This window comes from Vogesella sp. (genome assembly GCF_046297735.1).
Lineage (GTDB): Bacteria > Pseudomonadota > Gammaproteobacteria > Burkholderiales > Chromobacteriaceae > Vogesella > Vogesella urethralis.
This window is the reverse complement of sequence record NZ_JBKBHK010000006.1, coordinates 164,165-189,141: the sequence shown is the minus strand read 5'-3', so window position 1 is coordinate 189,141 and position 24,977 is coordinate 164,165. Positions and strand designations below refer to the sequence as shown.

22 protein-coding genes are annotated in these 24,977 nt (G+C 61.3%); 8 read left to right on the top strand and 14 right to left on the bottom strand.

Annotated elements, in window-relative coordinates; translation table 11 throughout:
* Positions 1-16: 16 nt before the first annotated feature.
* Positions 17-1,432 carry an exonuclease domain-containing protein gene (locus tag ACK4FZ_RS09905; protein WP_409820344.1) on the top strand — a complete coding sequence of 472 codons (1,416 nt, stop codon included), beginning with the start codon at positions 17-19 and terminating at the stop codon, positions 1,430-1,432.
* Between the two features lie 424 nt (positions 1,433-1,856).
* Here ACK4FZ_RS09905 and ACK4FZ_RS09900 read toward each other — a convergent pair whose 3' ends face one another.
* From ACK4FZ_RS09900 to flhB, 6 genes are read right to left on the bottom strand one after another with little or no spacing between them, the layout of a single operon-like run.
* Complete coding sequence (locus ACK4FZ_RS09900; protein WP_409820342.1) at positions 1,857-2,606, bottom strand: flagellar motor protein; 750 nt, start codon at positions 2,604-2,606, stop codon at positions 1,857-1,859.
* A 21-nt stretch (positions 2,607-2,627) separates the two neighbouring features.
* On the bottom strand, positions 2,628-3,353 hold the full coding sequence (locus ACK4FZ_RS09895; protein WP_409820340.1) for an RNA polymerase sigma factor FliA: 726 nt from the start codon (positions 3,351-3,353) through the stop codon (positions 2,628-2,630).
* 19 nt (positions 3,354-3,372) lie between these two features.
* A complete protein-coding gene (locus ACK4FZ_RS09890) occupies positions 3,373-4,233 on the bottom strand; it encodes a MinD/ParA family protein (protein WP_409820337.1) in 861 nt (286 codons plus the stop codon).
* A 4-nt stretch (positions 4,234-4,237) separates the two neighbouring features.
* Positions 4,238-5,665, bottom strand: a complete 1,428-nt coding sequence (gene flhF, locus ACK4FZ_RS09885) for a flagellar biosynthesis protein FlhF (RefSeq protein ID WP_409820335.1) — start codon at positions 5,663-5,665, stop codon at positions 4,238-4,240.
* 3 nt (positions 5,666-5,668) lie between these two features.
* Positions 5,669-7,753, bottom strand: coding sequence for a flagellar biosynthesis protein FlhA (gene flhA / locus ACK4FZ_RS09880; RefSeq protein ID WP_409820333.1), 2,085 nt, complete (start codon positions 7,751-7,753; stop codon positions 5,669-5,671).
* A 7-nt stretch (positions 7,754-7,760) separates the two neighbouring features.
* The gene (gene flhB / locus ACK4FZ_RS09875) at positions 7,761-8,927 is read right to left on the bottom strand and encodes a flagellar biosynthesis protein FlhB (RefSeq protein WP_409820331.1); all 1,167 of its coding nucleotides are present in this window, start codon (positions 8,925-8,927) and stop codon (positions 7,761-7,763) included.
* Between the two features lie 141 nt (positions 8,928-9,068).
* On the opposite strand from flhB, the gene ACK4FZ_RS09870 reads away from it, so the two are divergent.
* Entirely contained in the window at positions 9,069-9,863 is a 795-nt protein-coding gene (locus ACK4FZ_RS09870; RefSeq protein WP_409820330.1) for a thymidylate synthase, read from the top strand.
* Entirely contained in the window at positions 9,860-10,345 is a 486-nt protein-coding gene (locus ACK4FZ_RS09865; protein WP_409820328.1) for a dihydrofolate reductase, read from the top strand. Before ACK4FZ_RS09870 ends, ACK4FZ_RS09865 begins: the two co-directional genes overlap by 4 nt.
* Positions 10,346-10,419: 74 nt before the next feature.
* Here ACK4FZ_RS09865 and ACK4FZ_RS09860 read toward each other — a convergent pair whose 3' ends face one another.
* The 6 genes from ACK4FZ_RS09860 to ACK4FZ_RS09835 form a co-directional block, all read right to left on the bottom strand.
* A complete protein-coding gene (locus ACK4FZ_RS09860) occupies positions 10,420-11,082 on the bottom strand; it encodes a GntR family transcriptional regulator (protein WP_409820326.1) in 663 nt (220 codons plus the stop codon).
* 474 nt (positions 11,083-11,556) lie between these two features.
* Positions 11,557-11,964: a DUF2721 domain-containing protein gene (locus ACK4FZ_RS09855; protein WP_409820324.1), complete on the bottom strand. Its 408-nt coding sequence runs from the start codon at positions 11,962-11,964 to the stop codon at positions 11,557-11,559.
* Between the two features lie 2 nt (positions 11,965-11,966).
* Positions 11,967-12,587: a L,D-transpeptidase family protein gene (locus ACK4FZ_RS09850; protein ID WP_409820322.1), complete on the bottom strand. Its 621-nt coding sequence runs from the start codon at positions 12,585-12,587 to the stop codon at positions 11,967-11,969.
* Positions 12,584-13,312: a tRNA adenosine(34) deaminase TadA gene (gene tadA / locus ACK4FZ_RS09845; RefSeq protein ID WP_409820320.1), complete on the bottom strand. Its 729-nt coding sequence runs from the start codon at positions 13,310-13,312 to the stop codon at positions 12,584-12,586. Before tadA ends, ACK4FZ_RS09850 begins: the two co-directional genes overlap by 4 nt.
* A gap of 71 nt (positions 13,313-13,383) precedes the next feature.
* Positions 13,384-14,082 carry a bifunctional 2-polyprenyl-6-hydroxyphenol methylase/3-demethylubiquinol 3-O-methyltransferase UbiG gene (gene ubiG, locus ACK4FZ_RS09840; protein ID WP_144373679.1) on the bottom strand — a complete coding sequence of 233 codons (699 nt, stop codon included), beginning with the start codon at positions 14,080-14,082 and terminating at the stop codon, positions 13,384-13,386.
* Between the two features lie 12 nt (positions 14,083-14,094).
* Positions 14,095-15,414: a TRZ/ATZ family hydrolase gene (locus ACK4FZ_RS09835; protein ID WP_409820317.1), complete on the bottom strand. Its 1,320-nt coding sequence runs from the start codon at positions 15,412-15,414 to the stop codon at positions 14,095-14,097.
* A gap of 179 nt (positions 15,415-15,593) precedes the next feature.
* Here ACK4FZ_RS09835 and ACK4FZ_RS09830 point away from each other — a divergent pair, with 179 nt between their 5' ends.
* From ACK4FZ_RS09830 to ACK4FZ_RS09820, 3 genes are all read left to right on the top strand, one after another.
* The gene (locus ACK4FZ_RS09830) at positions 15,594-18,413 is read left to right on the top strand and encodes an EAL domain-containing protein (protein ID WP_409820315.1); all 2,820 of its coding nucleotides are present in this window, start codon (positions 15,594-15,596) and stop codon (positions 18,411-18,413) included.
* A gap of 156 nt (positions 18,414-18,569) precedes the next feature.
* Entirely contained in the window at positions 18,570-19,886 is a 1,317-nt protein-coding gene (locus ACK4FZ_RS09825; RefSeq protein WP_409820312.1) for an enoyl-acyl carrier protein reductase FabMG, read from the top strand.
* Positions 19,887-20,172: 286 nt separating this feature from the next.
* Positions 20,173-21,360 (top strand): diguanylate cyclase domain-containing protein, encoded by a 1,188-nt coding sequence (locus tag ACK4FZ_RS09820; protein ID WP_409820309.1) that lies wholly within the window; start codon positions 20,173-20,175, stop codon positions 21,358-21,360.
* A 159-nt stretch (positions 21,361-21,519) separates the two neighbouring features.
* Here the strand turns inward: ACK4FZ_RS09820 and ACK4FZ_RS09815 are convergent, their stop codons facing one another.
* Together ACK4FZ_RS09815 and ACK4FZ_RS09810 are read right to left on the bottom strand one after the other, a co-directional pair.
* Positions 21,520-22,026, bottom strand: coding sequence for a hypothetical protein (locus ACK4FZ_RS09815; RefSeq protein ID WP_409820307.1), 507 nt, complete (start codon positions 22,024-22,026; stop codon positions 21,520-21,522).
* Positions 22,027-22,340: 314 nt separating this feature from the next.
* Positions 22,341-23,330, bottom strand: a complete 990-nt coding sequence (locus ACK4FZ_RS09810) for an integron integrase (protein ID WP_409820305.1) — start codon at positions 23,328-23,330, stop codon at positions 22,341-22,343.
* A 138-nt stretch (positions 23,331-23,468) separates the two neighbouring features.
* On the opposite strand from ACK4FZ_RS09810, the gene ACK4FZ_RS09805 reads away from it, so the two are divergent.
* Both ACK4FZ_RS09805 and ACK4FZ_RS09800 read left to right on the top strand, forming a co-directional pair.
* Complete coding sequence (locus tag ACK4FZ_RS09805) at positions 23,469-24,194, top strand: hypothetical protein (RefSeq protein ID WP_409820303.1); 726 nt, start codon at positions 23,469-23,471, stop codon at positions 24,192-24,194.
* 119 nt (positions 24,195-24,313) lie between these two features.
* Positions 24,314-24,778 (top strand): hypothetical protein, encoded by a 465-nt coding sequence (locus ACK4FZ_RS09800; protein WP_409820300.1) that lies wholly within the window; start codon positions 24,314-24,316, stop codon positions 24,776-24,778.
* Positions 24,779-24,977 lie beyond the last annotated feature (199 nt).

Genomic DNA, 24,977 nt, shown 5'->3' with positions numbered 1-24,977 from the left:
TTTCCGAGTATTTTCAATGCTGTTTGAGCAAGCCCTGGCCATAGTGGATCTGGAAACCACCGGTGGCCATATCACCCGCGACCGGATTACCGAAGTCGGCCTGATCCTGGTGGACGGCGAGCGCGTCGAGCGCATCGACTTCCTGGTCAACCCGGGGCAGACCATCCCCGCCTTCATCGAACAGATGACCGGCATCAGCAATGCGATGGTGGCCGACGCGCCGCCGTTTGCCGTCATCGCCACCGAGCTGCTGGAAAAACTGCAGGGCCGCCTGTTCATCGCGCACAACGTGCGTTTCGACTACGGCTTCCTGAAGAACGAATTCAAACGCGTCGGCCTGAGCTTCCGCAGCGACGTGCTATGTACCGTCAAGCTGTCGCGCCGGCTGTACCCGCAGCACTACAAGCACAACCTCGACAGCATCATCGCCCGTCACGGCATTGTGTTGGCCGAGCGCCACCGCGCGCTGGCCGACGCCGAAGCGGTGTACCAGTTCTTGCAGCAAACGTTGCAGACGCTGGGCCAGCAGACGGTGGAAGACGCCGCCCGCGAACTGATGGCCTTGCCGTCGGTGCCGCCGGGGCTGGACCCGGAAGTGGTGGACAACCTGCCCGACGTGCCTGGCGTCTACCTGTTCTTTGACGAGAAACGGCTGCCGCTGTACGTAGGCAAGAGCGTCAACCTGCGCAGCCGCGTGTTGTCGCACTTTAGCGGCGACCACCGCCAGCACAAGGAAATGCGCATCAGCCAGGAAATCCGCCACGTCGAATGGGTAGAGACCGTGGGCGAGTTCGGCGCCTTGCTGCTGGAGTTGCAGCTGATCAAGGACAAGAAGCCGCTGCACAACCAGCGCGGCCGGCTGGAACAGGAGCTGTGCACGCTGCAGCTGGCGCGCGATGGTGACGGCTTTCTGCTGCCGCGCATCGTCTACGCCCGTGATATGGACTTTGCCCGCCTGGACGCCATTTACGGCCTGTTCCGTACCCAGAAAGAGGCCAAAAAGGCGCTAACCGAGCTGTGCGAGGCAAACGGCCTGTGCCAGACCTGTTTGCAGCTGGAAAAGCGCGGCGCACGCAAGGGCGCCTGCTTTGCCTACCAGATCGGCCGCTGCAAGGGCGCTTGTATCGGCAAGGAAGACGCCGACCATCACAACCTGCGCCTGCTGCATGCGCTGGGCAAGATCAAGGTGAAAAGCTGGCCTTACCCAGGGCCGGTGGCAGTACGTGAGACCGACCCGGTGAGCGGCGAGTGGGAAGAGCACCTGTTCGACCGCTGGTGCTACCTGGGTAGCCGCCGCGACGAGGCGCAGGCGCCGCAGGGCACGCCGCGCTTCGATGTGGATACCTACAAGCTGCTGGCGTCGTTCATCAAGAAGCCGATGGATAACGCCGAGCTGCGCCAGCTGGCGCCGGCCGGCGGCTCTGCCGCATAAAGCACAAGGCCACCCTGCGGGTTAATGCCAGTCAGTTAGAGCTGACTGGCGTTTTTTATTTAGGGGTTTGTTGCGTTGAAGTAGGCTAGTGTGTCCGCGATGCGGACGATGATTAGATGCCGGTTCCGCCCGGCAGACGGGAAAGGGGGCGGATTGCCGCCCCCTTTTCATTCCCCCGCAACCCGGGGCTGCTCGAAACCCCGTTCAAAATGGCACGCCCCAGGCGCCGCCGAACTCGCTCCTCGCTAACGGCTCGGAGCTCAAACAAATCGGCGTCTTAAAACCTGGGGCGCACCATTTTGACCGGCTCGCGCCAACGGGATTGGGCGCTTCACTCACGTCCTGCCATGTGAAAACCAAGCACATTCGCTGAACTGAATGGCATTAGCCCTAGGCGTGGCCTTGTGCTTTTAACGGCGTGTCATTAACTGTTGATGCTGGCAAAACCGCGCAGGCGGGCCTCGATCAGGCGCGGGTTTTCGCCGTTGGCGATGGCCACTACGCCTTCCATCACCAGCTCCTTGGCAGTACTTTCCAGTCGGATCAGGTGTTTCAGCTTGGTAGCCATCGGCAGGAACAGCAGGTTGGCCGCACCCACGCCATAAACGGTCGCCACGAAGGCGATAGCAATGCCACTACCCAGCTTGGACGGGTCGGACAGGTTTTCCATCACGTGGATCAGGCCCAGAACGGCCCCCAGAATACCCATGGTAGGCGAGTAGCCACCGGCTGACTCCCAGACTTTGGCGGCCTGCTTGCGGCCGTGTTCGTAGCTATCCAGTTCGGTTTCCAGTACTTCGCGAATGCTTTGCGGCTCGCCGCCGTCTACCAGCATTTGCAATGCTTTCTTGGTAAACGGATCTTTCTGGCTGTTGACGAAGCCTTCCAGCGCCAGCAGGCCGCCACGGCGCGAGGTCTGGCTCCAGGTGACGATCTCGCGGATCTGCTTGTCGTACTCGAAAACAGGTGGCTTGAATACCCATGCCGCCATTTTCAAGCCGGTGATGAACTGGCGTGGGGTGCTTTGCAGCATGACCGCGCTGGCCGTGCCACCGATAACGATAAGAAAGGCAGTGAGCTGCAACAGCGAGCCCAGGTGGCCGCCTTCCAGCGCCTGGCCGGCCAGGATGGCAGTCAGGCCACCCAGCACGGCTACAATACTGATTTTGTCCAAAGTCGGTTTTCTCTAGGTTCTTCAGGTCCATTCGCGCAGGCGGGTGCGCAAGCGGGCGATGGCTTGGCTGTGCAGCTGACAGACGCGCGATTCGGATACGCCGAGCACGGCGCCGATTTCCTTCAGGTTGAGCTCCTGTTCGTAGTACAGCGCCATCACCAGCTGGTCGCGCTCCGGCAGTAGCTTGATGGCTTCTACCAAAGCGCTGCGGAAACCGTCGTCGCTGAGTACGGCCAGCGGTTCGATGCCGTTATCGTCGGCAATATTGTCGATACCGTGGGTGGGGTTACCGTCGTCGTCCTGGAAGTCTTCAAAGTGCACCAGCCCCACGCCGCGGCACTCGCCCAGCATGGCCTGATACTCGTCCAGCGGCAGCTGCATGAAGTCGGCAATTTCGCTTTCGATCGGCGAACGGCCCAGTTGCTGTTCCAGCTTGTGGATGGCGTCTTCGATCTGGCGGCTGTTACGGCGCGTCTGGCGCGGCATCCAGTCTTCGCGGCGCAGCTCGTCCAGCATGGCGCCACGGATGCGCTGGCTGGCAAAGGTTTCGAATTGCACGCCCTGCGCCGGGTCGAACTGTTTGGCGGCCTCCATCAGGCCGATCACCCCGACCTGGATCAGGTCGTTGATATCGACGCTGGCCGGCAGCCGTGCCACCAGCATGCTGGCCAGTTTTTTTACCAGTGGCGTGTACTGTTCGATGTCGATCGCCGGGCGGGTATCTGCCGCCTGGGCGTATGCCCGCATTTTGTGATGCACTGCCATGTCAAGGCCCTGTCAAGTCTGCAAGCGATTTGGTGGTCATCAAGAGGTGCTCCAGATAGCTGTTGCGCGGTGCACTCTGGTCGGGCGCATGCCAGCGCGGCAGCATCTCGGCAAGCTGGCGATAGGCCAGCGCAGCCTCGCAGTCGGCAAACGCTTCTACCGTGGGGCGGCGCAGCGTCTGGCTCTTGCGTACAGTATTGTCCAGCGGCACGAAGCCTACCCAGCGCAATGCTACCGACAGGTAGTCGCCAGCCACGCTGTTCAGACGGTTGAACACCGCCTGGGCTTCGCCAAAATCCTGTGCCCGATTTACCAGTATATTGAATCGGCGCCGTGCGTACTCGGCGGCCAACCTTTTCAGGCTGGCGTAGCCCTGGGTCAGGCTGTCGGCGTCCGGGCTCAGCACCAGCACCAGATTATCGGCAATGCAGGCCGGCGCCGGGTCTTCGGCGATGGCCGGGCAGTCGATCAGCAGCACGCTGCTGTCGGCTTCTACCGAGGCAAACTCGTTGGCCAAGCGCCGCCATAGGCGGGGCGACAGCCGCGTGCGGTCGTCGCTGCTGGCTGCCAGATTGACCAGGTTGAGGCCGTAACGGTTCGCCACCATCAGCTCGTTGATGCCACCCAGGCTGATGGCCAGGCTGGCAAAGGTGCCGGTGGCCGGCAACCCCAGGCGCCGTGCTTGCTGGTGGCCGGGCTGGTGTTCGATCAGCAGCGGGCGCTCGCCGGCCAGTGCCAGACTGGCGGCCAGTTCGCCCACCAGCGTGCTGACACCACTGCCCTCGCCGCCGATGAAGGCGAAGCTGGGTGGGTAGTCGGCCTTGGCGCGTTGCAGGCGCAGGCTGGACGCTTGATCGCTCATGGTGTCAGCCCAGCCAGCCCGATTGCGCGGCGTTGAGGATGGCCATTTCGTCGCCGGCGGGGTTGAACGGCGAGTTCTGCTGCGCGGCGCGCAGGGCGCGGTCGATCAGTAGCTCGGCGTGGGCGGCGTGAATGTCTTCCGGCACGCGCTGGCCGTTGGTCACGTAGAACAGGCGCAGCCGGTTGCGGATGACCACGTCCAAGCTGGGGCCCAGCGCCAGCGCCTCGTCGATCTTGGACACGATGGCGCCGGTCAGGCCGTCGCCCTTGTAGTGGCGTACCACGTCTTCCAGCGTATGGCCGTCGGCGTTGGCCGCCAGCAGCAGCAGGCGCTGCACCGGGCGGCCTGCCTGGTTGAACATCTCGAGTTGGCTTTGTACCCGCGCGTCGCGTTGCCCCATGCCGACGGTGTCGATCAGTACCACCTTGCGCGGCGTCAGGTCGGCCAGCGTCAATTGCAGGTCGCCTTCGTTCTGTACCGAAAACACCGGCACGCCCAGAATCTTGCCGTAGATGCGCAGCTGGTCCTGCGCGCCGATACGATAGGTATCGGTGGTAATCAGCGCCACGCTCTGTGCGCCGTAGCGCATGGTGGCGCGTGCGGCCAACTTGGCGACGGTAGTGGTCTTGCCGACGCCGGTAGGACCGACCAGCGCGTAGATGCCGCCGGCTTCGATCGGGTCGTGCAGCGGGTCCATGCACTTCAGGTTGTGGATCAGCGCCGAGCGCGCCCACTTTTGCGCGACGTCGCCGTCGTATTGCGGCGGCAGCTTTTGCGTCAGCTGCCGGATCAGCGCCGAGCTGAAGCCGGCAGTCAGCAGGTGGCGAAACAGTTCGGTGCGATTGGGGGCACGCTGCTCCATGTCCGACCAGGCAAAGCCGGCCAACTGGCTTTGCAGCAGGCTGCGCAGCTGCTTGATCTCGTCGCTGATCTGCTTCAGCTCTTGCGCCATCTGCTCGCGGTCCTGCTCGGCCGCGGGGTTGGCACGTCGCGGGTTGGCCGCTGCGGTTGGCTGGGCGGCCGTGCGGCGGCTACTGGCCTGCACATGCTCCAGAAACGGTTGCGGTTGGTTGCGTGGCGGTTCTGGCGGCGGCGGGGGAGGCGGCGGCGGGGCTGGCGGCTCTTCCAGCGGTTCCACCGGCATGGCGTAGGTGCGCGCCAGTGCACGGTTCATGGCCGGTGCGCTTTGCTGCTGCGGCGCAGGGCTAACCTGTGCCGGCTGTTGCGGCACATTGCGTGGCGGTTTGGGTTGCGAGGGCGGCGTCAGCGTGGTGGCCAGTGCCGACACGTCGGCATCGGCTACGGCCATGATCTCTACCCCGCCGCCCAACGTGGGACGGTTGGACAGGATCAACGCGTCAGCGCCAAGCTCTTCCCGAACCTGGCGCAGTGCATCGCGTGTGGTTTTGCCGTAGAACTTTCTGACGACCATCTATTAGCCTTTGCTCCCCCCAATCACCGCAATTATACGAATGGATTTGCTGTCTGGAATCTCATTATGCGAAATCACGCGCAGTTGTGGCAGTGCCCTGCGCAGAAAGCGTGCCAGTAGTGGTCGCAAACCCGGCGGTGTCAGCAAGACTGGATTGTAACCCTGATTTTCAACATTTTCTGTTTGCTGTGCGGCATTGGCCAGCAGGTTCTCTGCAAGACCGGGTTCCAGCCCGCCGCCGGCCTTGCTGTTGACGGCCTGTAGCAGGATGCCCTCCAGTGACGGTTCCAGCGTCATCAGCGGCAGCTCTTGCTCGCCAGGGAACAGCTGCTGCACGATGGCGCGCGACAGGGCGGTACGCACCGCGCTGGTCAGCTCGTCGACATCCTGCGTCATCGCCACGTGGTCGGCCAGGGTTTCGATGATGGTACGGATGTCGCGCAGGTTGATGCCGTCGGTCAGCAACTGTTGCAGCACTTTCTGCAGAATGCCCACCGACACCACTTTGGGTACCAAGTCCTCGATGAGTTTGGGCGCTTCCTTGGCCACGTGGTCGATCAGGGCCTGAACCTCCTCGCGACCCAGCAGCTCGGCGGCGTGCGCCTGCAGCAGGTTGGAGATATGGGTGGCTACCACGGTGCTGGCGTCTACCACGGTGTAGCCCATGTTCTGCGCTTCTTCGCGGCGGCTGGCTTCGATCCACACTGCCGGCAGGCCGAAGGCCGGGTCGGTGGTGGGCATGCCTTGCAGCTCGCCGCTAACCTGACCGGGGTTGATGGCCAGGAACTGCCCCAGGTACGCCTCGCCAGTGCCGATTTCCACGCCTTTGAGCAGGATGCGGTAGGCGTTGGGGCGGATTTCCAGGTTGTCGCGGATGTGCACCGGCGGCACCAGGAAGCCTAGCTCTTGTGCCATTTTCTTGCGGATGCCACGGATACGGCGCAGCAGCTCGCCGTCCTGATCACGGTCTACCAGCGGGATCAGGCGATAGCCTACTTCCAGCCCCAGCGGGTCTACCGGCTGGACATCTTTCCAGCTCACTTCCGCCAGCGGCTGTTCCATAATGGCTGGCGGCGGGGTGTCCGCCTGGGCTGGTGCTTGGGCTTTCTTGGTCTGGTTTTTGTCCAGCCACCAGCCCACGCCGGCCAGCGTGCCGGCAATCATCAGGAAGGCCGCGTGCGGCATATTGGGGATCAGCCCCAGCATGCCGATGACGGCAGCAGTGAGGTACAGGATGGTAGGGTTGGCAAACAGTTGGCCGCTTAGCTGTTCGGAAAGGCCTTTGTCGGTGCCCACGCGCGCCACCACCATACCGGCGGCGGTGGAAATGATCAGTGCCGGGATTTGCGCTACCAGGCCGTCACCGATCGTCAGCAGGGTGTAGGTTTCGGCGGCGTCGGCTACGGCCATGTCGTGCTGCAGGATGCCGATGATGAGGCCGCCCACGATGTTGATCACGATGATCAGGATGCCGGCCATGGCGTCGCCGCGCACGAACTTGGAGGCACCGTCCATCGAGCCGAAGAAGTTGGCCTCTTCTGCAATCTTGGCGCGGCGGATGCGGGCTTCGTCTTCGCCGATCAGGCCGGCGTTGAGGTCGGCGTCGATGGCCATCTGCTTGCCGGGCATGGCGTCCAGCGCGAAGCGGGCGGATACCTCGGCGATACGGCCGGCGCCCTTGGTGATGACCACGAAGTTGATGATGGTGAGAATGATGAACACCACGATACCGATGGTGATGTTGTCACCGATCAGGAAGTGGGCAAACGATTCGATCACCGCACCTGCAGCACCTGTGCCGTTATGGCCGTCCATCAGGATGACGCGACTGGACGCCACGTTCAGCGATAGCCGCAGCAGGGTGGTAATCAGCAGTACCGACGGAAATGACGAAAACTCCAGCGGTTCGCGCGTATTGATGCCCACCATCAGCACAATGATGGAAATCGCGATGTTGAAGGTAAAGAAGATGTCCAGCAGCAGCGGTGGCAGCGGCAGTACCATCATCGCCAGCACCAGGATGATCAGCACCGGACCAGCCAGGGTGTTCAGGTCGATTTTTTTCAGCAAATCCAGCAGCTTGTCCATGCCTTATTTAGCGATTTCCGGTGGGCGCAGTATGTTGAGTGTGTTTGCTTTCAGGGTCAAGCTCGTCCGGGACGTCCAGTTTCTCAGGAAACACCGGTGACAGGCCGCCTTGTTTTTCGTATTGCTTTAGCTGGTGTACATAAGCCAGTACCTGTGCTGCTGCTGTATACAGTTTGTTGGGTACCTCTTCGCCCAGTTCTACATTGAAGTACAGTGCCCGTGCAAATGGTGGTGCCCGCAGTACCATCACCTGGTGTTCGCGACCCTTCTCGATGATCTTTTCTGCCAGCTTCAGCGAGCCCTTGGCCACCACCTTGGGTGCATTCATCCCTTCGTCGTAGCTGAGTGCTACCGCGTAGTGCGTCGGGTTAGTGATGATGACATTGGCGTTGGGTATTTCCTGCATCATGCGCCGGCGTGCTGCCTCGCGCTGCAGCTGGCGGATACGACCTTTTACCTCTGGCGAGCCTTCCTGTTCTTTGTATTCTTGCTTCACTTCCTCTTTGGTCATGCGCAGGTTCTTGGTGTATTGCCATAGCTGGAACGGCACGTCCAGCAATACCAGAAACAGCATGGCGCCAACGACGATAAGGAAAGTGTGTTCCATCAACCCGATCAGGTGGATCTGCGCCCGGTCCAGTGGCATGCTCACCAGTCCGATCAAGTCGCCGCGCTCGTTCCAGATTACCCAGGTTGCTACGCCACCAATCAGTACGCTCTTGAGAATGCCTTTTAGCCCCTCACTGGCCGCTTGTATCGAAAAGAGCCGCGCAATGCCGCTGAACGGGTTGAGCTTGCCAAAGTTGGGCATAAAGGCTTTGGTGGTGAAGTTCCAGCCGCCAATCAGTAGCGGCGTTAGCGCCGCCACCAGAAATAGCCCGCCTAGCAAAGGGGCCATCGCTTGCAGCCCGTCCACCAGGCTGCTGCGGAACTGCTCCATGATGATGTCCCCGCTTTTGGCGCGGGCGGCATCAAAACTCAACCAGTCGTACATCACTTTGCGCAAGTACTGGTAGAGGCTTTCGCCGGTGGCCATCAGCATGCCAAGGCCAGTGACGGTGACGGCAAAGGTACTCAGTTCCCGCGACCGGGGAACATTACCTTCTTCGCGGGCCTGCTCGATCCGCCGCCCCGAGGGGGCTTCTGTCTTGTCTTCCTGGTCGCTATCGGCCATGTCGCTTGCGCAAATGAAAGTGTAATCAAACGGGCATGGTAGCCGATTGCGGCTTGCCGTGCTGTATCGGTCAACAAGGTTGGCCGCACGGTCTTGCTGCCGATGGTAAAATCGGGTGATTCAACTTCTGCATGGCCGCCCATGAAACAGTATCTCGACCTGATGCGCCACGTGCTGGAACACGGCACCGACAAGTCCGACCGCACCGGCACCGGCACCCGCTCGGTGTTCGGCTACCAGATGCGCTTTAACCTGGCCGACGGCTTCCCGCTGGTGACCACCAAGAAGTGCCACTTGCGCTCCATCATTCACGAGCTGCTGTGGTTCTTGTCCGGTGACACCAATATCCGCTACCTGAAAGAAAACGGCGTGCGCATCTGGGACGAGTGGGCCGATGAAAACGGCGACCTCGGCCCGGTGTACGGCTACCAGTGGCGCAGCTGGCCAGCGCCGGATGGCCGCCACATCGACCAGATTGCCAACCTGCTGGACATGCTGCGCCGCAACCCCGATTCGCGCCGCCTGATCGTGTCGGCGTGGAACCCTGCGCTGGTGGATGACATGGCGCTGCCGCCGTGCCACAGCCTGTTCCAGTTCTACGTGGCCGACGGCAAGCTGTCGTGCCAGCTGTACCAGCGTTCGGCCGACATCTTCCTGGGCGTGCCGTTCAACATTGCCAGCTACGCCTTGCTGACGCTGATGATTGCCCAGGTATGCGACTTGCAGCCGGGCGAATTCATCCACACACTGGGCGACGCCCACCTGTACAGCAACCATCTGGAGCAGGCGCGCCTGCAGCTGACGCGCGAGCCGCGCCCGCTGCCGGTGATGAAGCTGAACCCCGACGTGCGCGACTTGTTTGCCTTTCGCTTCGACGACTTCACGCTGGAAGGCTACGACCCGCACCCGCACATCAAGGCCGAGGTGGCGGTATGAGCCCGCGCATCGTGCTGGTGGCCGCCATGGCCAACGACCGCGTCATTGGTATCGACAACACGCTGCCGTGGCATCTGCCGGAAGACCTGAAACACTTCAAGGCGGTGACGCTGGGCAAGCCGGTGATCATGGGGCGCAAAACCTTCGATTCCATCGGCCGGCCGCTGCCAGGGCGGCTCAACATCGTCATCACCCGTCAGACCGACTGGCGGCACGATGGCGTGACGGTGGCGCACTCGCTGCCGGATGCGCTGGCGCTGGTCGGGGATGCGCCAGAGGTATGCATCATCGGTGGGGCCAACCTGTACGCCCAGGCCTTGCCGCTGGCCGACGCCATGGCGCTGACGCACATTGCACTGGATATCACCGGCGACGCCCGTTTCCCGGCCTGGGATGCGCAGCAGTGGCATGTCGAGCAGCAGGCACCGCAAGTGGCGGCCAACGGTCTGCAGTACCAGTTTGCCGATTACACCCGACGTTAAGCCGCTGGGGGCCATGTAAAAAGGGAGGCATGATTGCCTCCCTTTTTTGCTTGTTTGCACGGCGGCAGGCCAGGTTAGCGTGTCAGCTCGTCGGCGGCGGCTTGTGCCAGCAGGCTGTAAGCATTGCCAAAGGCCGGCACCATCTGACGCAAAGTGGCCTCATCGCGGGCGATGATGGCTTTGAGCAGGGTGTCGAGGAAGCTGTGGGTACGGTCCAGCTGGCTCTTGCCGGTACGCAGAATGGCGTACAGGCAGCGCTGTGCCTGCGGCAGCAGATCAAACAGCGTCTGTTGCGTGTAGCGGTTGCCGGCGTGCTGGTACAGCAGGCTGAGGAAGTTGACCCCGCTGTGGTAGAACGCCTCGGTATCGCCCTGGCGGTGGTGTGCGCCCAGTTCAGTCATCAGCTCGAAGAAGCCGGCCAGATCGTCGTTCTGCCAGTTGGCCGACAAGTGCACTGCCACTTCTTCCAGCAACAGGAACCACAGCGCAAACAGTTCGCGTACATCGTCCCGGCTAACACTGGAAACGATGGCACCGCGACGCGGGTAGATGTCTACCAGATGGCGGCGTTGCAGAATCAGCAGGGCTTCGCGTACCGAGCCGCGGCTGACGTCTAGCTCGGCGGCAATACGCAGTTCCTGCACGCGAGCGCCGGGCGCGATGTCGCCGGTGACGATCTTGTTGCCCAGATAACGTGCAATCTGTTCGGTTAATGAGTCGTTAGCCTTGAAGCTCAAGACGTTCTCCTGAGGATGCATTTTATCGTTGTCTTTATTTTGTCCGGCAATCGGACCATGAACCGATTCTAGCATTCCCCAGCCTGCCGGCGATACGGCGCATCTGCCTGTACATTCAGCCAGCTACCGGCAGCTAGTGTTGTGTAAAGCCATCAACCGGCCGTGTGGAGTATACGGTGGTGCTTGCTGTTTATCAGGGAAAACCCGTACTATTCAAACGCTTGTTTAAGCAGGGCCGCGCGAGGGAATCAGGGGCTAACACTACAAAGTGGCTCGCAAGGTGCTTGTTTGAACAGCTGCTTCAAGAGCGGCGGTACATGCCGTCGCGCGTTCCTCAGGGAACCTTGCAGGTACGACACGGGTGTTTGCCTCTCCCACTGCGGGAGAGGCATTTTTTTTGTGTGCAGCGCGCCTTGTCAGCGTGCCAGCGGTGAAGGGCGTCGGATGGGATGAATTATCCAGCGTGCGGCCAACTTAGCGCTGGCGCTCGGCGTCGGCGGCGGCCAGGTCGGACAGCAGGATGTTCAGCGCGTCGGTCGACATGCGCAGTTCCAGCAGCGACAGCGCCAGCGAGCAGATCAGCAGCAACAGGCTGATACCGAAGATGTACTGCGCCGCCAGCGGCCAACCGGTGTAGATCATGAACATCGCCACCACGCACAGGAACAGGCTGCCCACGCCCAGGCTTTGCATGCCCTTGATCAGCGCAATGCGGCGACGCAGGTTGCCGATCTGCTGTACCAGCTTGTCGTTGGGCGTTTGCTGGTAGTCGTCGTACAGGCCGCGGATGATGCTGGCCAGCGCCAGGTAGCGGTTGGTGTAGGCCAACATCAGCAGCGAAATGGCGGGGAACAGCAGGGCAGGGGTGGTGAGGCTCAGCATGGTTACAGGTTTTCGTTGATGAAGACGTCGATGCCGTTGGCGGTGATGTCGTACAGGTCGATGATATCGTCGCCGCGCATGCGTACGCAGCCACGCGAGGTGGGGGTGCCGAAGGCAACGTGATCGCCGGCGCCGTGCAGGTAGATGGCGCGGTCGTAGCTGTCCACGTCGCCGCCCTGGTTAACGCCCGGCTCCTGGCCGCACAGCCACAGGATGCGGGTTAGGATCCAGTCTTTGTTCGGGTACTCGGCGTGCAGCTGCGGGGTGTACTTCCACGGCGTGATCTGGCGGCGGTAGATGATGGTGTCGCGTTCTATGCCGTCGCCGATGCGCTCGCACACCTTGTGCCAGCCGCGTGGCGTCTGGTAGCTGTTGACGCGCTCGCCCACGCCCTTGCTGGCGGTAGACACCACGTATTGCCGTACCGGCACGCCGCGCTCGTCGTACAGCGCCAGCTGCTGGCTGCGCACGCCCACCTCCAGCCACGGTGCGCCGGGAGTGCGCGGGTTGGGCTTTAGCTGTACCGGTTGCAGCGGGGTGGCTTGCAGCGTGGTGATCAGGCTGGCGTCGTCGGCCAGCGCTGGGCCGGCCAGCAAGGCCAGCAGGGTGAGCCAGGTTTTCATGGGTTGGTGTCCGTACGCCGCGTGGCGAAAAAGGCGGTCAGCAGTTGCCGGCTGTCGTCGGCCAGCACACCCCCATCGATGGCGGTATGGCTGTTCAGGCGGCGGTCGGCAAACAGGTCGATCACGCTGCCGGCGGCGCCGGTGCGGGCTTCGCGGGCACCGTAGATCACGTGGTCCAGCCTGCTGTGCAGTATGGCACCACTGCACATGGCGCAGGGTTCCAGTGTGACGTACAGCGTGCAGCCGTGCAGCCGGTAGTTGCCTACTGCCTGTGCTGCCTGCCGCAGCGCCACCATCTCGGCGTGGGCGCTGGGGTCGTGGCTGCCTACTGGCTGATTGTGGCCACGGCCGATGATGCGGCCATCCTTTACCACCACCGCGCCGACCGGCACTTCGCCGTTGGCCGCAGCGGTGGCGGCCAGTTGCAGCGCCTGCTGCATGTGGCTGGCCTGTTCGTCGGCCGGCGGCAGCGGCCGCACCGGCGCGTGCCGGGCGGCGGCCTGGCGTAGCCACTGGCGGTCGGTCTCACTCAGCGCTGACCAATGCACGCCGCGGGCGGCGGCCTCCAGCGCGAACAGCAGCTTGTCGGTGGCCGTGTGGCCGGTGGCCTTTAGCAACAGGAAGGCGCGCACGCTGCCGCAAGCCTGCAAGGCGCTGCGGTCCTGAATACCCAGCTCGGCCAGCCAGTGTAGGGCCTTGGGCGGCAAGGGGGGAGAGGTGAGCATGCGGGCTCCGTGAATGACGTGCGGCCAACCTTGCCGCAAGGCAGGGTTGGCCGCAAGGGAAACCGCCGGCCTCAGGCCAGGCGGCGGGTGGCGATCAGGTAGTTGACGTCGGTATCGTCGCCCAGGCTGTAGATGCGGGTGAGCGGGTTATAGCTCATGCCGCGCAGGGTTTCGATACCCAAGCCGGCGTTGCGCGCCATGCGCGACAGCTCCGACGGCTTCAGGAAACGGGCGTAATCATGCGTGCCCTTGGGCAGCATGTTCAGCACGTATTCGGCGCCCAGTACCGCCAGCATATAGGCTTTGGCGTTGCGGTTGAGGGTGGAGAAAAACACCCAGCCGCCCGGCTTTACCAGCTGCGCGCAGGCGCGTACCACGCTTTGCGGGTCCGGTACGTGCTCCAGCATTTCCATGCAGGTCACCACGTCGAAGCTGGCCGGCGCTTCGGCGGCGAGGTCTTCCACCGCCACGCAGCGGTAGCTGACGCTGACGCCCGATTCCAGGCTGTGCAGTTGCGCCACTTTCAGCGATTTCTTGGCCAGGTCGATACCGGTCACGCTGGCGCCGCGCGCCGCCATGCTCTCGGCCAGGATGCCGCCGCCGCAGCCCACGTCCAGCACCGTTTTGCCGGCGATGGCGGCGAAGTCATCGATAAAGCCCAAGCGCAGCGGGTTGATCTCGTGCAGCGGTTTGAACTCGCTGTCGGTATCCCACCACTTGTGGGCCAGCTGGCTGAATTTATCTAGTTCCAGTTCGTCTACGTTGCTCATGCGGTTTCCTGCTTATTTGGCCAGAATGCGGACGCGCCAGGCATCGGCGCGGGCTTTCAGATCGGCTTCGTCCAGTGTGGTGAGCTGGCGTTCGCGCAGTACGTTGCGGCCGTTCACCCACACGTGGCTTACCTGCTCGCGGCCGGCGGCGTACACGATGTGCGAAATCGGGTCGAAGCTGGGGCTGGTTTCGATCTGCGCCAGGTCCACGGCGATCAGGTCGGCCTGCTTGCCCACGCTGACGCTGCCCACCTTGTCGCCGATATGCAGCGCGTCGGCACCCAGCTGGGTAGCCATGCGGATGGCAGTGGCGGCCGGCACGGCTACCGGGTTCAGCGTGCCCACTTTGGCCAGCAGCGCGCCCATGCGGGTTTCGCTCAGCATGTCCAGCTTGTTGTTGGAGGCGGCACCGTCGGTGCCGATGCCCACGGTCACGCCGGCGTCCAGCAGCTTTTGTACCGGGGCGATGCCGGAGGCCAGCTTCATGTTGGACGTGGGGTTGTGGGCGATGGCCACGCCACGCTCGGCACACAGCGCGATTTCCTCGTCGGTGAGGTGCACCATGTGGGCGGCGATCAGGCGCGGGCTGAGCATGCCCAGCTTGTCCAGGCGCGCCAGCGGGCGCACGCCGTGTTCGGCCACGCTGCCGTTCACTTCATCCTGGGTTTCGTGGATGTGGCAGTGGATCAGCATGTCGTGCTGGTCTGCCAGTGCCACCACCTTGCGGAAAGTATCGTCAGACACGGTGTACGGCGCGTGCGGCGCCAGCGTGAAGGTGATCAGCTCGTTGCCCTGGTAGTTGGCCGCATCGGCCAGGCCCTTGGCAATATAGTCGTCGGCGTTCTGGCCGTAGGCGGTGGGGAATTCCAGGATCGAACAGCCCACGAAAGTCCGCATGCCAGCTTGCAGGCCGGCGCGTGCCATCGCGTCATGGAAGAAGTACATGTCGTTGATGGTGGTGGTGCCGCTGCGGAACATCTCACCCATCGCCAGCAGCGCGCCGTCGTAGACGAAGGCGTCGCTGACGTGTTTGCCTTCGGCCGGCCAGATATGGTTTTGCAGCCAGTCCATCAGTGCCTTGTCGTCGGCCATGCCGCGCAGCAGGGTCATGGCGCTGTGGCCGTGCAGGTTTACCAGGCCGGGCATCAGCACATGATTACCCAGTTCGATGCGTTCTGCTGCGTCGGCGCCGGCAATCTGCTCCGGGGAGAGGATGGCGGCAATGCGGCCGTCGGCGATGGCGACAGCGTGGTTTTCCAGCACCACTCCATCTTGTTCCACCGTGATGATCCAGCGCGCGGAAATCAGCTGGTCGAAGCGTTTGTTTTGCATGGGTAATCTGCCTTTCAAATCATTAGCGGGCGATTGTAGGCGCCCTGTTCGGCATTCGGCAACCGGCCTTCCCTGTGTATACTATGCAGATAGCGTCTTTGCGCATCCGTGCAAGGGCGCTTATTCTGTGTAAATAACTGCTAAATACCTGTGGCCACGCCCTTGGGGTAAGAGATTCCATGACCCAGAAGCCAGACAACTTCGACAGCTACCTGATTGGTTCGCGCTTGTCTATGCGCCAAGTGTTCCTGATGGCGCTGGTGCTGGGTTTGCTGATACCTGCCGTCATCATTACGGTGCTCAGTTTCAACCTGCAGCGCGAGCGCATGGAAAACCAGCTGGCGGTAGACCAAAAACGCCTGCTGGACATCGTGGCGCTGGGCATGCAAGAGCCACTATGGAACCTTAGCCGCCAGGCCGGCGCGCCGCTGGTGTCATCGGTGATGGACGATCCGCGGGTGATCTCCATCCGTGTCTCCGACACCCAGTCCAACACCGTGTTCCTCTCTACGCTGCGCAGCGAGCGCCGTATCGGCAGCGTGGCCTTCGTGCAAAAAGACGTGGTGTACCGTGGCGAGGCCATTGGCCAGGTCAGTATCGAGTTCGACACCGAACACTTGGCGATCGACCAGCGCAACCAGCTGAAGAACCTGCTGATGATCGTGGTAGCGCAGCTGCTGCTGTCCATGTTGCTGATCATGGCCATTTTGCATTCGCGCTTTCTGCGCCCGATCCGCCAGCTGTCGGAGCAGGCCACGCAGTTGGCCGCACTGAAGCTGGACGAGCCCTTTCATTGGGGCCGTCATGATGAAATCGGCACCGTTGGCAAGCATTTGGAATGGATGCGCGCCGAGCTGAAGCGCCTGATCGACGAGCTGAAGTCCAAGACGCTGGCGCTGGAGGCCGACATCGAACGCCGCCGCGAGGTGGAAGACGCGCTGCGCCGCTCCGAAAACAAATACCGCGAACTGTTCTGGTCCAATCTGGACGGCATTGTCATCAGCTCGCTGGAAGGGCAGATCATCGACGCCAACCCGGCCTTCCTCAGCCTGCTGGGTTACAGCCTCGACCAACTGAAACTGCAGAACTTCTGGAGCCTGCTGGACCGCGAGAGCGAGCCGCAGGAACGCTACAACCTGGACCACAAGGTGATGCGCTTCGGCTTCTGCGACGAATTCGAAGTGCAGTACATCAACCGCGTAGGCAACCCGATTCCGGTCAGCGTCAAGACCGTGGCCATGCGCGACGCCGCCGGCCGCATTACCGCCGTATGGCGCATGGTGCGCGACATTTCCGAGCGCCGCGCCGCCGAAGAGCGCATGCAGTTGGCCGCCAAGGTGTTCGAGAACACCGCCGAAGGCATCATGATTACCGACGCCGACGTGCAGATCCGCTCGGTGAACCGCGCCTTCACCGAAATCACCGGCTTCGCCCAGGACGAAGTGCTGGGCCAGCGCCCCACCGTGCTCACCTCCGGCCGTCACAGCAGCGACTTCTACGAAGCGATGTGGAACGAGCTGCGCGAGGAAGGCTTCTGGCAGGGCGAAGTCTGGAACCGCCGCAAGAACGGCGAGGTGTACCCGGAATGGCTGGCCATCAACGTGGTGAAGAGCCCGGCCGGCGAAGTCACCCATTACGTGGCCATCTTCAGCGACCAGTCCGAGCGCAAGGCCGCCGACGAGCGCATCCAGTTCCTGGCCCACTTCGACGTGCTGACCGGCCTGCCCAACCGCGGCCACCTGCAAGACCGGGCGCTACTGGCCATCCAGAACGCGGTGCGCGACAACGGCAAGCTGGCCATCCTGTTGCTGGACCTGGACCGCTTCAAGACCATCAACGAGTCGCTGGGCCACGCCGCCGGCGACATCCTGCTGAAAATGGCGTCGGAACGCATCCGCAAGGTACTGGGTACCGGCGAGGTGGTGGCGCGCCAGGGCGGCGACGAGTTCATCGTGCTGCTGCCGCTGATCAGCGACGCCGCCGTAGCCGCCCACGTGGCCGAGCGCATTCTGGCCGAGTTCAGCATCCCGCTGGAGGTGTACAACCACACGCTGTCGATCAGCGGCAGTATCGGCATCAGCATCTTCCCGGACGACGGGCGCGACTTCGACACCCTGGTGCGCAACGCCGACGCGGCGATGTACCACGCCAAGTCCAGCGGCCGTAACAACTACAAGTTCTACACCGCCGACCTGAACGCCCGCGCCCGCGAGATCCTGGCCATCGAAAGCCAGCTGCGCTACGCGGTGGAGCACAACGAGTTCGTGCTGCACTACCAGCCGCAGGTGGACATTGCCAGTGGCAAGATCATCGGCGCCGAAGCGCTGATCCGCTGGAACCACCCGTCGCTGGGCCTGCTGGGGCCGCTGCACTTCATCGACGTGGCCGAAGAGCGTGGCTTCATCGTGCAGATCGGCAACTGGGTCATCCGCGAAGCCTGCCGCCAGATTGCCGCCTGGCACGCCGCCGGCCTGCCGCTGGTAACGGTAGGCGTCAACCTGTCGGCGCTGCAGTTCCGCCACCAGGACCTGGTGCAAGTGCTGAGCAACGCGTTGGCCGCCTACCAGCTGCCGGGTAGCTGCCTGGACGTGGAAGTAACCGAAAGCGTGATCATGGACGACATGGACGCCACCATCCAGACCATTCGCGCCATCCAGTCGATGGGGATCCGCATGTCGATCGACGACTTCGGCACCGGTTACTCCAGCCTGGCCTACCTGAAGCGCTTCAAGGCCGAAAAGCTGAAGATTGACCGCTCCTTTGTGCGCGACATCCCGGAAGACCAGGACGACACCGCCATTACCCGCGCCATCATCAATATGGCGAAGAACCTGAACATGCAGGTAGTGGCCGAAGGCGTGGAAACTATCGAGCAATGGCGCTTCCTGGAAGAACACGGTTGCGACCAGGTACAGGGCTACCTGCTGGCCAAGCCGATGGCGGCCGAGCTGGTGGAACCGCTGCTGCGGCAGGAATCGCTGCGCCCGCCGGCGCCGTAAGCGGCTGCTGCCGCAGGCCGCTCCGCACCCGGCGCTAGCCGGGTGTGTGCTTTTGCGGCCAACCCTTGTTACACAAGACATACACGGGCGCATTTGATAGCGCGCCCTGTTCAAATTAGAATTCGAGCCATTAATCTAACTTTCGAGACCCGATCAGTGAACGCACCGACCTCTCTGCGCGACCTCCCGCAAGGCAAACTCTTCCGCCAAGGCGACGTTTTCGTCCTGTTTGGCGAGCTGTTCGGCCGTGGCTACGCCAACGGCCTGATCAACGAAGCCCGCGCAGCCGGCATGACCATCATCGGCCTTACCGTTGGCCGCCGCGACGCCGACAACAGCCTGCGTCCGCTGAATGCCGAAGAGCTGGCCGAAGCCGAAGCCCGCATTGGTGGCAAGGTGATCAACGTGCCGCTGATGGCCGGTTTCGACCTGGACGCGCCGGCCGGCGAGCCGACGCCCACCGAGCTGCTGTCGGTACTGACCCTGAAAAACTGGCAAGACGAAAAGCTGGACTGGGCGCAGATCGAACGCTGCCGTGAAGCCGGCGTCGCCCGCTTCAAGAATAGCGTGGCCGAAGTGATGGCCCAGCTGGAGCCGCTGGTGGCCGACGGCAGCAATGTGTTCTTTGCCCACACCATGGCCGGCGGCATCCCGAAAGTAAAAGTGTTCCTGGCCATTGCCAACCGCATCTACAAAGGCCGTGGCGACCGCTTCATGTCGTCCCGTGCGCTGCTGGACAGCGACCTGGGCAAGCTGATCCTGATGAACTTCGACGAAGTTACCGCCAACACCTTCCAATACCTGATCGACGGCAGCGCCGCGCTGCGCCAGCGGGTAGAAGCCAGCGGTGGCCAGGTGCGTTATACCGCCTACGGTTACCACGGCACCGAGATCCTGATCGACGGCCAGTACCAGTGGCAGACCTACACCAACTACACCCAGGGCGGCGCCAAGAAACGCCTGGAAGACCACGCGCGTACCGCGTGGCAGCAGGGCGTGAAGGCCACCGTGTTCAACTGCCCGGAAATCCGCACCAACTCGTCCGACATCTTCGTGGGCGTGGAGCTGTCGCTGTTCCCGCTGCTGAAAGCGCTGCGCCAGGAAGCCCCGGGCGCCTGGACCGACGCACAATGGGCGGCCTGCAACGCGCTGCTGCAAGACGGTTACAGCATTGACGACCTGCTGGCGCAGATCGAAGCCTACAACACCCACGCCACCATGCTGGCCTTCCGCGACTTTGCCGCCTGGCCGATGGACAACTCCCCCGAGCTGGCCGAGGTGATGATCGGCACCTCCGATGACATCACCAGCAAGCACAAAGACCGCAACGCGCTGGTGACCGACCACCTCAGCGCGCTGGTGCTGGAAGGTACCGGCCCGCTGATGTTTGGCGAAGCGGCCAACCCGGCCGGCCCGGTGCTATGGCTGAACCACGACGTGATCGCCAAGCAACTGGCCAAGCTGCACGGCTAAGCGTTTGGCTGTTTGCCCACCGGCAACGTAAAACCCCGGTCCTGTGACCGGGGTTTTTTCATGCGCGTAGCGGGTGCAGTTGGCCGCAGGGGAGCGCGGTGATACTGGCCAAACCCTGCCGCCGCGCCGGCACCACGCGCTTATTTGTAATTGATAATGCTATTCAGGCTGTTGAATTCAATGAATATGCATGAAATGCACGGCCATTGACCTGGCTACTCGCCAAAGCCCGCTGCGCATGATCAGATAGCGGCGGTTCATGAACGGGCGGGATGGAGGACAAGGCATGTTCAGCAACGAGCAGATGCTGCTGCTGGTGCTATTCGGGGCGCTGCTGCACAGCTGGCTGGGCGCGATGCTGCGCTACGTCTGGCGCCATCGGCAGACGGCACCGGGCTTCCAGTTCTGGGCCTGGAGCGAAGGCCTGCTCGGCATGGCCTATCTGGTGATGCTGGTGTTTTTCCTGCTGCCCAACCATGCCATCCTGCTGGCCAGCACGCTGTTGCTTACGCTTAGCCCGCTGGCGTACGAACACGGCCTGCGCCGCTTTTTTGACGATGCCCGCCTGCTGCCGGCCTGGGGCGGTTATGCCATTGCCAGCGCGGGTTTGCTGCTGCAGGCCGCCGCCATGCTGTGGGTGGACGACGTCGCGCTGCGCCGCGCCACCGTCAATGGCAGCTCGCTGCTGCAATTATTATGGCTGTGGCCGCAGGTTTGGCTGGCCCGGCGTTCGCGCCCCTATGCGCAGCCGCTACGGGCCTTGCTGTGGGGTCTGGCGCTGTTGGCCGCGCTGCAAGGCTGGCGCGTGTACGACGACATCCGGCAATCGCTGTCCGGGCAGGTGGCCGCGCACGACACGCTGGTGGGGCTGGTGGTGTTGCTGTCGTTGATGGTGTCCATCATGCGCAGCCTCACCGATCTGGTGCTGGTACACGCCCGGCTGGAAGCGGCGCTGCTGGCCACGCAGGCCACCCTGGCGCAGCGCGCCAATACCGACAGCCTGTCCGGCCTGGCCAGCCGCCACGCCTTTGAGCACGCGCTGCAGCAACTGCCCGACAGCCAGCCGTCGCAGCACGTATTGCTGCTGATCGATATCGACCACTTCAAGCACATCAACGACAGCCAGGGCCACCACGCCGGCGACCGCACCCTGGCCTTGCTGGGCCGCCTGCTGCAAGCACAGTTGGCCGCAGGCGAGCTGGCCGGCCGCCTGGGCGGGGACGAGCTGGCCGTACTGCTACACGGCAGCCCGCAGCGTGCGGCCAACTTCATCCGCCAGCTGCAGCAAGCCATTGCCGGGCAGGGCGGTGACTTCACCCTCAGCATCGGCATCAGCCCCTTGCACGGGGGCAGCGACTACCTGCGCGCCTACCAGCACGCCGACCAGGCGCTGTACGCCGCCAAACACGCCGGCCGCAACCGGGCCTACCAGCACGACGGCCAGCTGACGCTGCCGATGCTGCAGCCGGCGTAGCAAGGCCGCAGTGCCGTGCAACGGCGGGTGATCAAAGCAGGACAGCCTCGCACGCAGCGGGCCAGTGGGCCACCGGCCACGCAAAGCGCCTTGCGGGTGGCGGCTGCGCTGGCCGCTGGCGGCATGGCCGACCCGGAGCCGGCCTGTGGCCAAGCTTGGTTAATGCCACAGCACGATCGCTACCACACCGGCCACGCCGGTCAGCAGCGCGATCGCCAGCAATAGCACACTGCGCCACAGCACCCCACGCGCCAGCGCCGGGTGCTCGCTTACCGCCGCCAGCGCCAACAACACAAAGCTCGCCGCCCACAGGTAATACGCGCCGTGCAGCCGCAGGCTGGGCAGCAGCGCCACCAGCGGCCGGATCAGCAGCACGTTATGCACCGCCACAGCCAGCAACAGCAGCAGCGCGCCCAGGCCGGTAGTGGGCCGCAGTGGCTGCCGCTGGCGGTGCAGCTCGGCCAGCATCAGCCCGTTACTGAGCACCCCCAGCCACAGCCACGGCGAACCTGGCAAAGTCACCGGCAGCCACGCTGCCAGCAGCAGCGTGCCACTGGCCAGCAGCTGGATACCCAGCAGCGTATCGCCGTGCGGCGAAATAGCCGCCGGCCACAGCAGGCTGGCCAGCCACAGGGCCAGCGCGGCCAAGCGAAGCGCTTGCGTCATCGGTATGCACCATCAAAGGAACGCCGACAGCATACGCGATGGCGCTGCGCTTGGCAGGTGGTTGGCGGGATGGCTGGGTGTGCAGGTTATGGCGGAATAAGGTTGGCCGCATGGGCTGCATCGGGTATCTGGACGTGTGGTGGAGAATGATTCGGTGGTGGGCGGATTTTGTTAGGTGCGGATTAGTTAGTGGCTCTGGCAGTGGTTCGGCCTAAGCTGGGTGTCGATAACATCGATATCATTGGCAGCTAGTTGCAGCAAAGCAGACACTAAAGAATATCGTCGCGTGCCTTCAGGCACGACAAATAATGCGCTCACAGGCTATCCAGCGGACTGCTCACGCCACGGCCTCCCTTGTTCAGTACATGGGTATAAATCATCGTGGTGCTGACATCCGCGTGGCCCAGTAGCTCCTGCACCGTGCGAATATCGTAGCCTGATTCAAGCAGATGCGTGGCAAAGCTGTGACGTAGCGTATGCGGTGTGGCCTGCTTGGCAATCCCGGCAGCAGTTACCGCCCGCTTCATCGCTTGCTGCAGTAGCTTTTCATCCTGATGGTGTCGCCGTTGTGCGCCAGAGCGCGGGTCTCGCACATAGCCAGTGGTGACAAACACATATTGCCATCCCCATTCCTGCCCGGCATGCGGGTATTTTCGTGCCAACGCATCGGGTAAAAACACATCAGCCATGCCGGCCTGCAAGTCTGCTTCATGGATAGTGCGCCGCCTCTGCAGATGGGCCTGTAGTGGCGCCACTAGGCTCTGAGGCAACATTGTCACCCGGTCTTTCGCCCCCTTACCATCGCGGATCAGAATTTCGCCATGCCCGAAGTCGATGTCTTTGACCCGCAGGCGCATGCACTCCATGAGCCGCATGCCGGTGCCGTATAGCAAACGCAGTTGCAGTGCGTACAGCCCATCGATCTGCACCAACAGTGCCGCGACCTCCTGTCGCGTCAGAACGACTGGCAGATGCCTGGACGGTTTGGCCCGAACAACCTCATCTAGCCAGGGCAAGTTCAGCATCAGCACATCACGATAGAGGAACAGAAGCGCAGACAATGCTTGATTTTGCGTGGATGCCGACACCTGACCTTCAACGGCCAGATGGGTGAGGAAGCTACTGACCTCCGCAGCCCCCATCTCGCGAGGGTGGCGATGATGGTGAAAGCGCAAAAAGCGCCGTACGCAATTGACGTATTGCTGCTCGGTGCGCAGGCTGTAATGCCTGACTCGCAGCGTCTGCCGCAGCACATCGAGAAAGCGTGGCGCGGCAGTCCCATCAGGCTGTGTACTTTTAGGCATTGGCAACCCCAATAGCTTGTAAAAAAATGACAAATGCGCATATCATGCATGGTTATACACACAGATAAGCCAAATATACACCTGTAAAGGTGTATATTTCACGTTAACTCTCTAATCAAATAAGGTGTAATCATCTAAATGGACTTTGTTCTCGCCACCCTATATGTTTTAGTTCCATTAGCTCTAGCAAGATCATCATTAGGTCTCAAGCCTCAATACCAAGAAAAAATATCAATTATTGACGAATCATTTGGAATACAGTTTGGGAGGTTAACCAAATTAAAAGCAATTGATGGTGTTGATTATTTAGCAAATCTTTTAGGGGTAACAGCTGTAATTTTATTAGCTGCCACTATTATTTCTAAATACATATTCAGTTACGAACTGTCTCAAAACATCATGTTCGCTAAAGCTTTTGTATATTCGTTTATAGGATTTTTCTCCATAAAGTGGTACACAAAACCACATAAGTTTTCTTTGTCTTTCCTAAAAGATATGGCCCAAATATCCGCGTTAGCTTTGGCTATGCCGTTGATTGATATATTTCTTGGTGTTGAATACACCCCATTTCTATATCAATACATTTATATGCAATCATTGCTGATGGGCTTACCACTACCAGAAAGTCCGCATGTACTGCTAATGGGGGCGGTCATTAGTGTTTATATGCTTGTTTCAATGACTTTTATGTGGGTAATTACAAGTGTATTGATGGCGTTGTATTTTGTGCCCGTTTTCTCTGTCTCCTACACTGTCCTTAAATTTTGTAATGCGTTAGAAAGAATGTGGGGCAAAAACACTTTAAATGCAGTGTTAGTTCTATTAGTAATAATCACTCAATATTATTCGTGGTACAAGAGTTAATAAACTGTTTAATGGGACGCAAAACCGTTGGCTTGCGCTCCTTCGTCGCTAATTTTAGCCAACGATTTTTCGCCCATTAACAGGGCGTAAGCCCACTCTTTTCACACAAGGAAATCTCTGTGAAATTTACCTACCTACTCATCTCTTCGGCCATCTTGCTATCGGCATGCGCAAACAACAAAGCAGTGTCAACAGCCCAAACCGAGAGTATCGAGCCTGTTGAGGCTATCAAAGCATTTGAGGCTATTTGCCTAAAAACAGCGCCGTCTTTCTCAGGTGCAGCACAAGCTGCAATGGCATTTGGTATTACTGAAATTACCGACGTAGTTTTTATGAAAATGGGTTTCAATAAATACCAAAGTATGGGGGTTCAAATTAAGTCCGACAAAGAGTGTGTTATTACCACTCCTTCTCAGCGCAGCAATGGGCTAACTACTCAATTTCTAGGCGCAGTTAGTCGGTATACCAATGTACCATCCTTAAATAGAGTACCCAGCAAAGTCAATATCAATGGTGTACCCTTCATATTCCAGCATGATCGCAAGAGTGGAGAAACTTTCGTCATGCTAAAAGCAAATGGCTAACCCTTCGGTCAAGCGGACGCCCCGCAAGCGGGGTTCGTTCGCTACGCTCACTGCCGCTTACCTCAAACGTTAGAACTCGACCTTATGTTTCGAATGTACCTACTGCCCGCATTGCTATTCGTTCTAAGCACATTACTTTGCCTAGTAACCTACTTTGCAATTTTTGTTTCACTTGCCATGAGCCTGGGAATTGTGTTGG

Coding starts and splice junctions, on each gene's coding strand:
- ACK4FZ_RS09870 (WP_409820330.1), top strand. CDS start 9,069: ATGAAACAGTATCTCGACCTGATGCGCCACGTGCTGGAACACGGCACC.
- flhA (WP_409820333.1), bottom strand. CDS start 7,753: ATGGACAAGCTGCTGGATTTGCTGAAAAAAATCGACCTGAACACCCTG.
- flhB (WP_409820331.1), bottom strand. CDS start 8,927: ATGGCCGATAGCGACCAGGAAGACAAGACAGAAGCCCCCTCGGGGCGG.
- ACK4FZ_RS09805 (WP_409820303.1), top strand. CDS start 23,469: ATGGACTTTGTTCTCGCCACCCTATATGTTTTAGTTCCATTAGCTCTA.
- ACK4FZ_RS09830 (WP_409820315.1), top strand. CDS start 15,594: ATGACCCAGAAGCCAGACAACTTCGACAGCTACCTGATTGGTTCGCGC.
- ACK4FZ_RS09820 (WP_409820309.1), top strand. CDS start 20,173: ATGTTCAGCAACGAGCAGATGCTGCTGCTGGTGCTATTCGGGGCGCTG.
- ubiG (WP_144373679.1), bottom strand. CDS start 14,082: ATGAGCAACGTAGACGAACTGGAACTAGATAAATTCAGCCAGCTGGCC.
- ACK4FZ_RS09865 (WP_409820328.1), top strand. CDS start 9,860: ATGAGCCCGCGCATCGTGCTGGTGGCCGCCATGGCCAACGACCGCGTC.
- ACK4FZ_RS09815 (WP_409820307.1), bottom strand. CDS start 22,026: ATGACGCAAGCGCTTCGCTTGGCCGCGCTGGCCCTGTGGCTGGCCAGC.
- ACK4FZ_RS09850 (WP_409820322.1), bottom strand. CDS start 12,587: ATGAAAACCTGGCTCACCCTGCTGGCCTTGCTGGCCGGCCCAGCGCTG.
- flhF (WP_409820335.1), bottom strand. CDS start 5,665: ATGGTCGTCAGAAAGTTCTACGGCAAAACCACACGCGATGCACTGCGC.
- ACK4FZ_RS09810 (WP_409820305.1), bottom strand. CDS start 23,330: ATGCCTAAAAGTACACAGCCTGATGGGACTGCCGCGCCACGCTTTCTC.
- ACK4FZ_RS09855 (WP_409820324.1), bottom strand. CDS start 11,964: ATGCTGAGCCTCACCACCCCTGCCCTGCTGTTCCCCGCCATTTCGCTG.
- ACK4FZ_RS09835 (WP_409820317.1), bottom strand. CDS start 15,414: ATGCAAAACAAACGCTTCGACCAGCTGATTTCCGCGCGCTGGATCATC.
- ACK4FZ_RS09905 (WP_409820344.1), top strand. CDS start 17: ATGCTGTTTGAGCAAGCCCTGGCCATAGTGGATCTGGAAACCACCGGT.
- tadA (WP_409820320.1), bottom strand. CDS start 13,312: ATGCTCACCTCTCCCCCCTTGCCGCCCAAGGCCCTACACTGGCTGGCC.
- ACK4FZ_RS09895 (WP_409820340.1), bottom strand. CDS start 3,353: ATGCGGGCATACGCCCAGGCGGCAGATACCCGCCCGGCGATCGACATC.
- ACK4FZ_RS09890 (WP_409820337.1), bottom strand. CDS start 4,233: ATGAGCGATCAAGCGTCCAGCCTGCGCCTGCAACGCGCCAAGGCCGAC.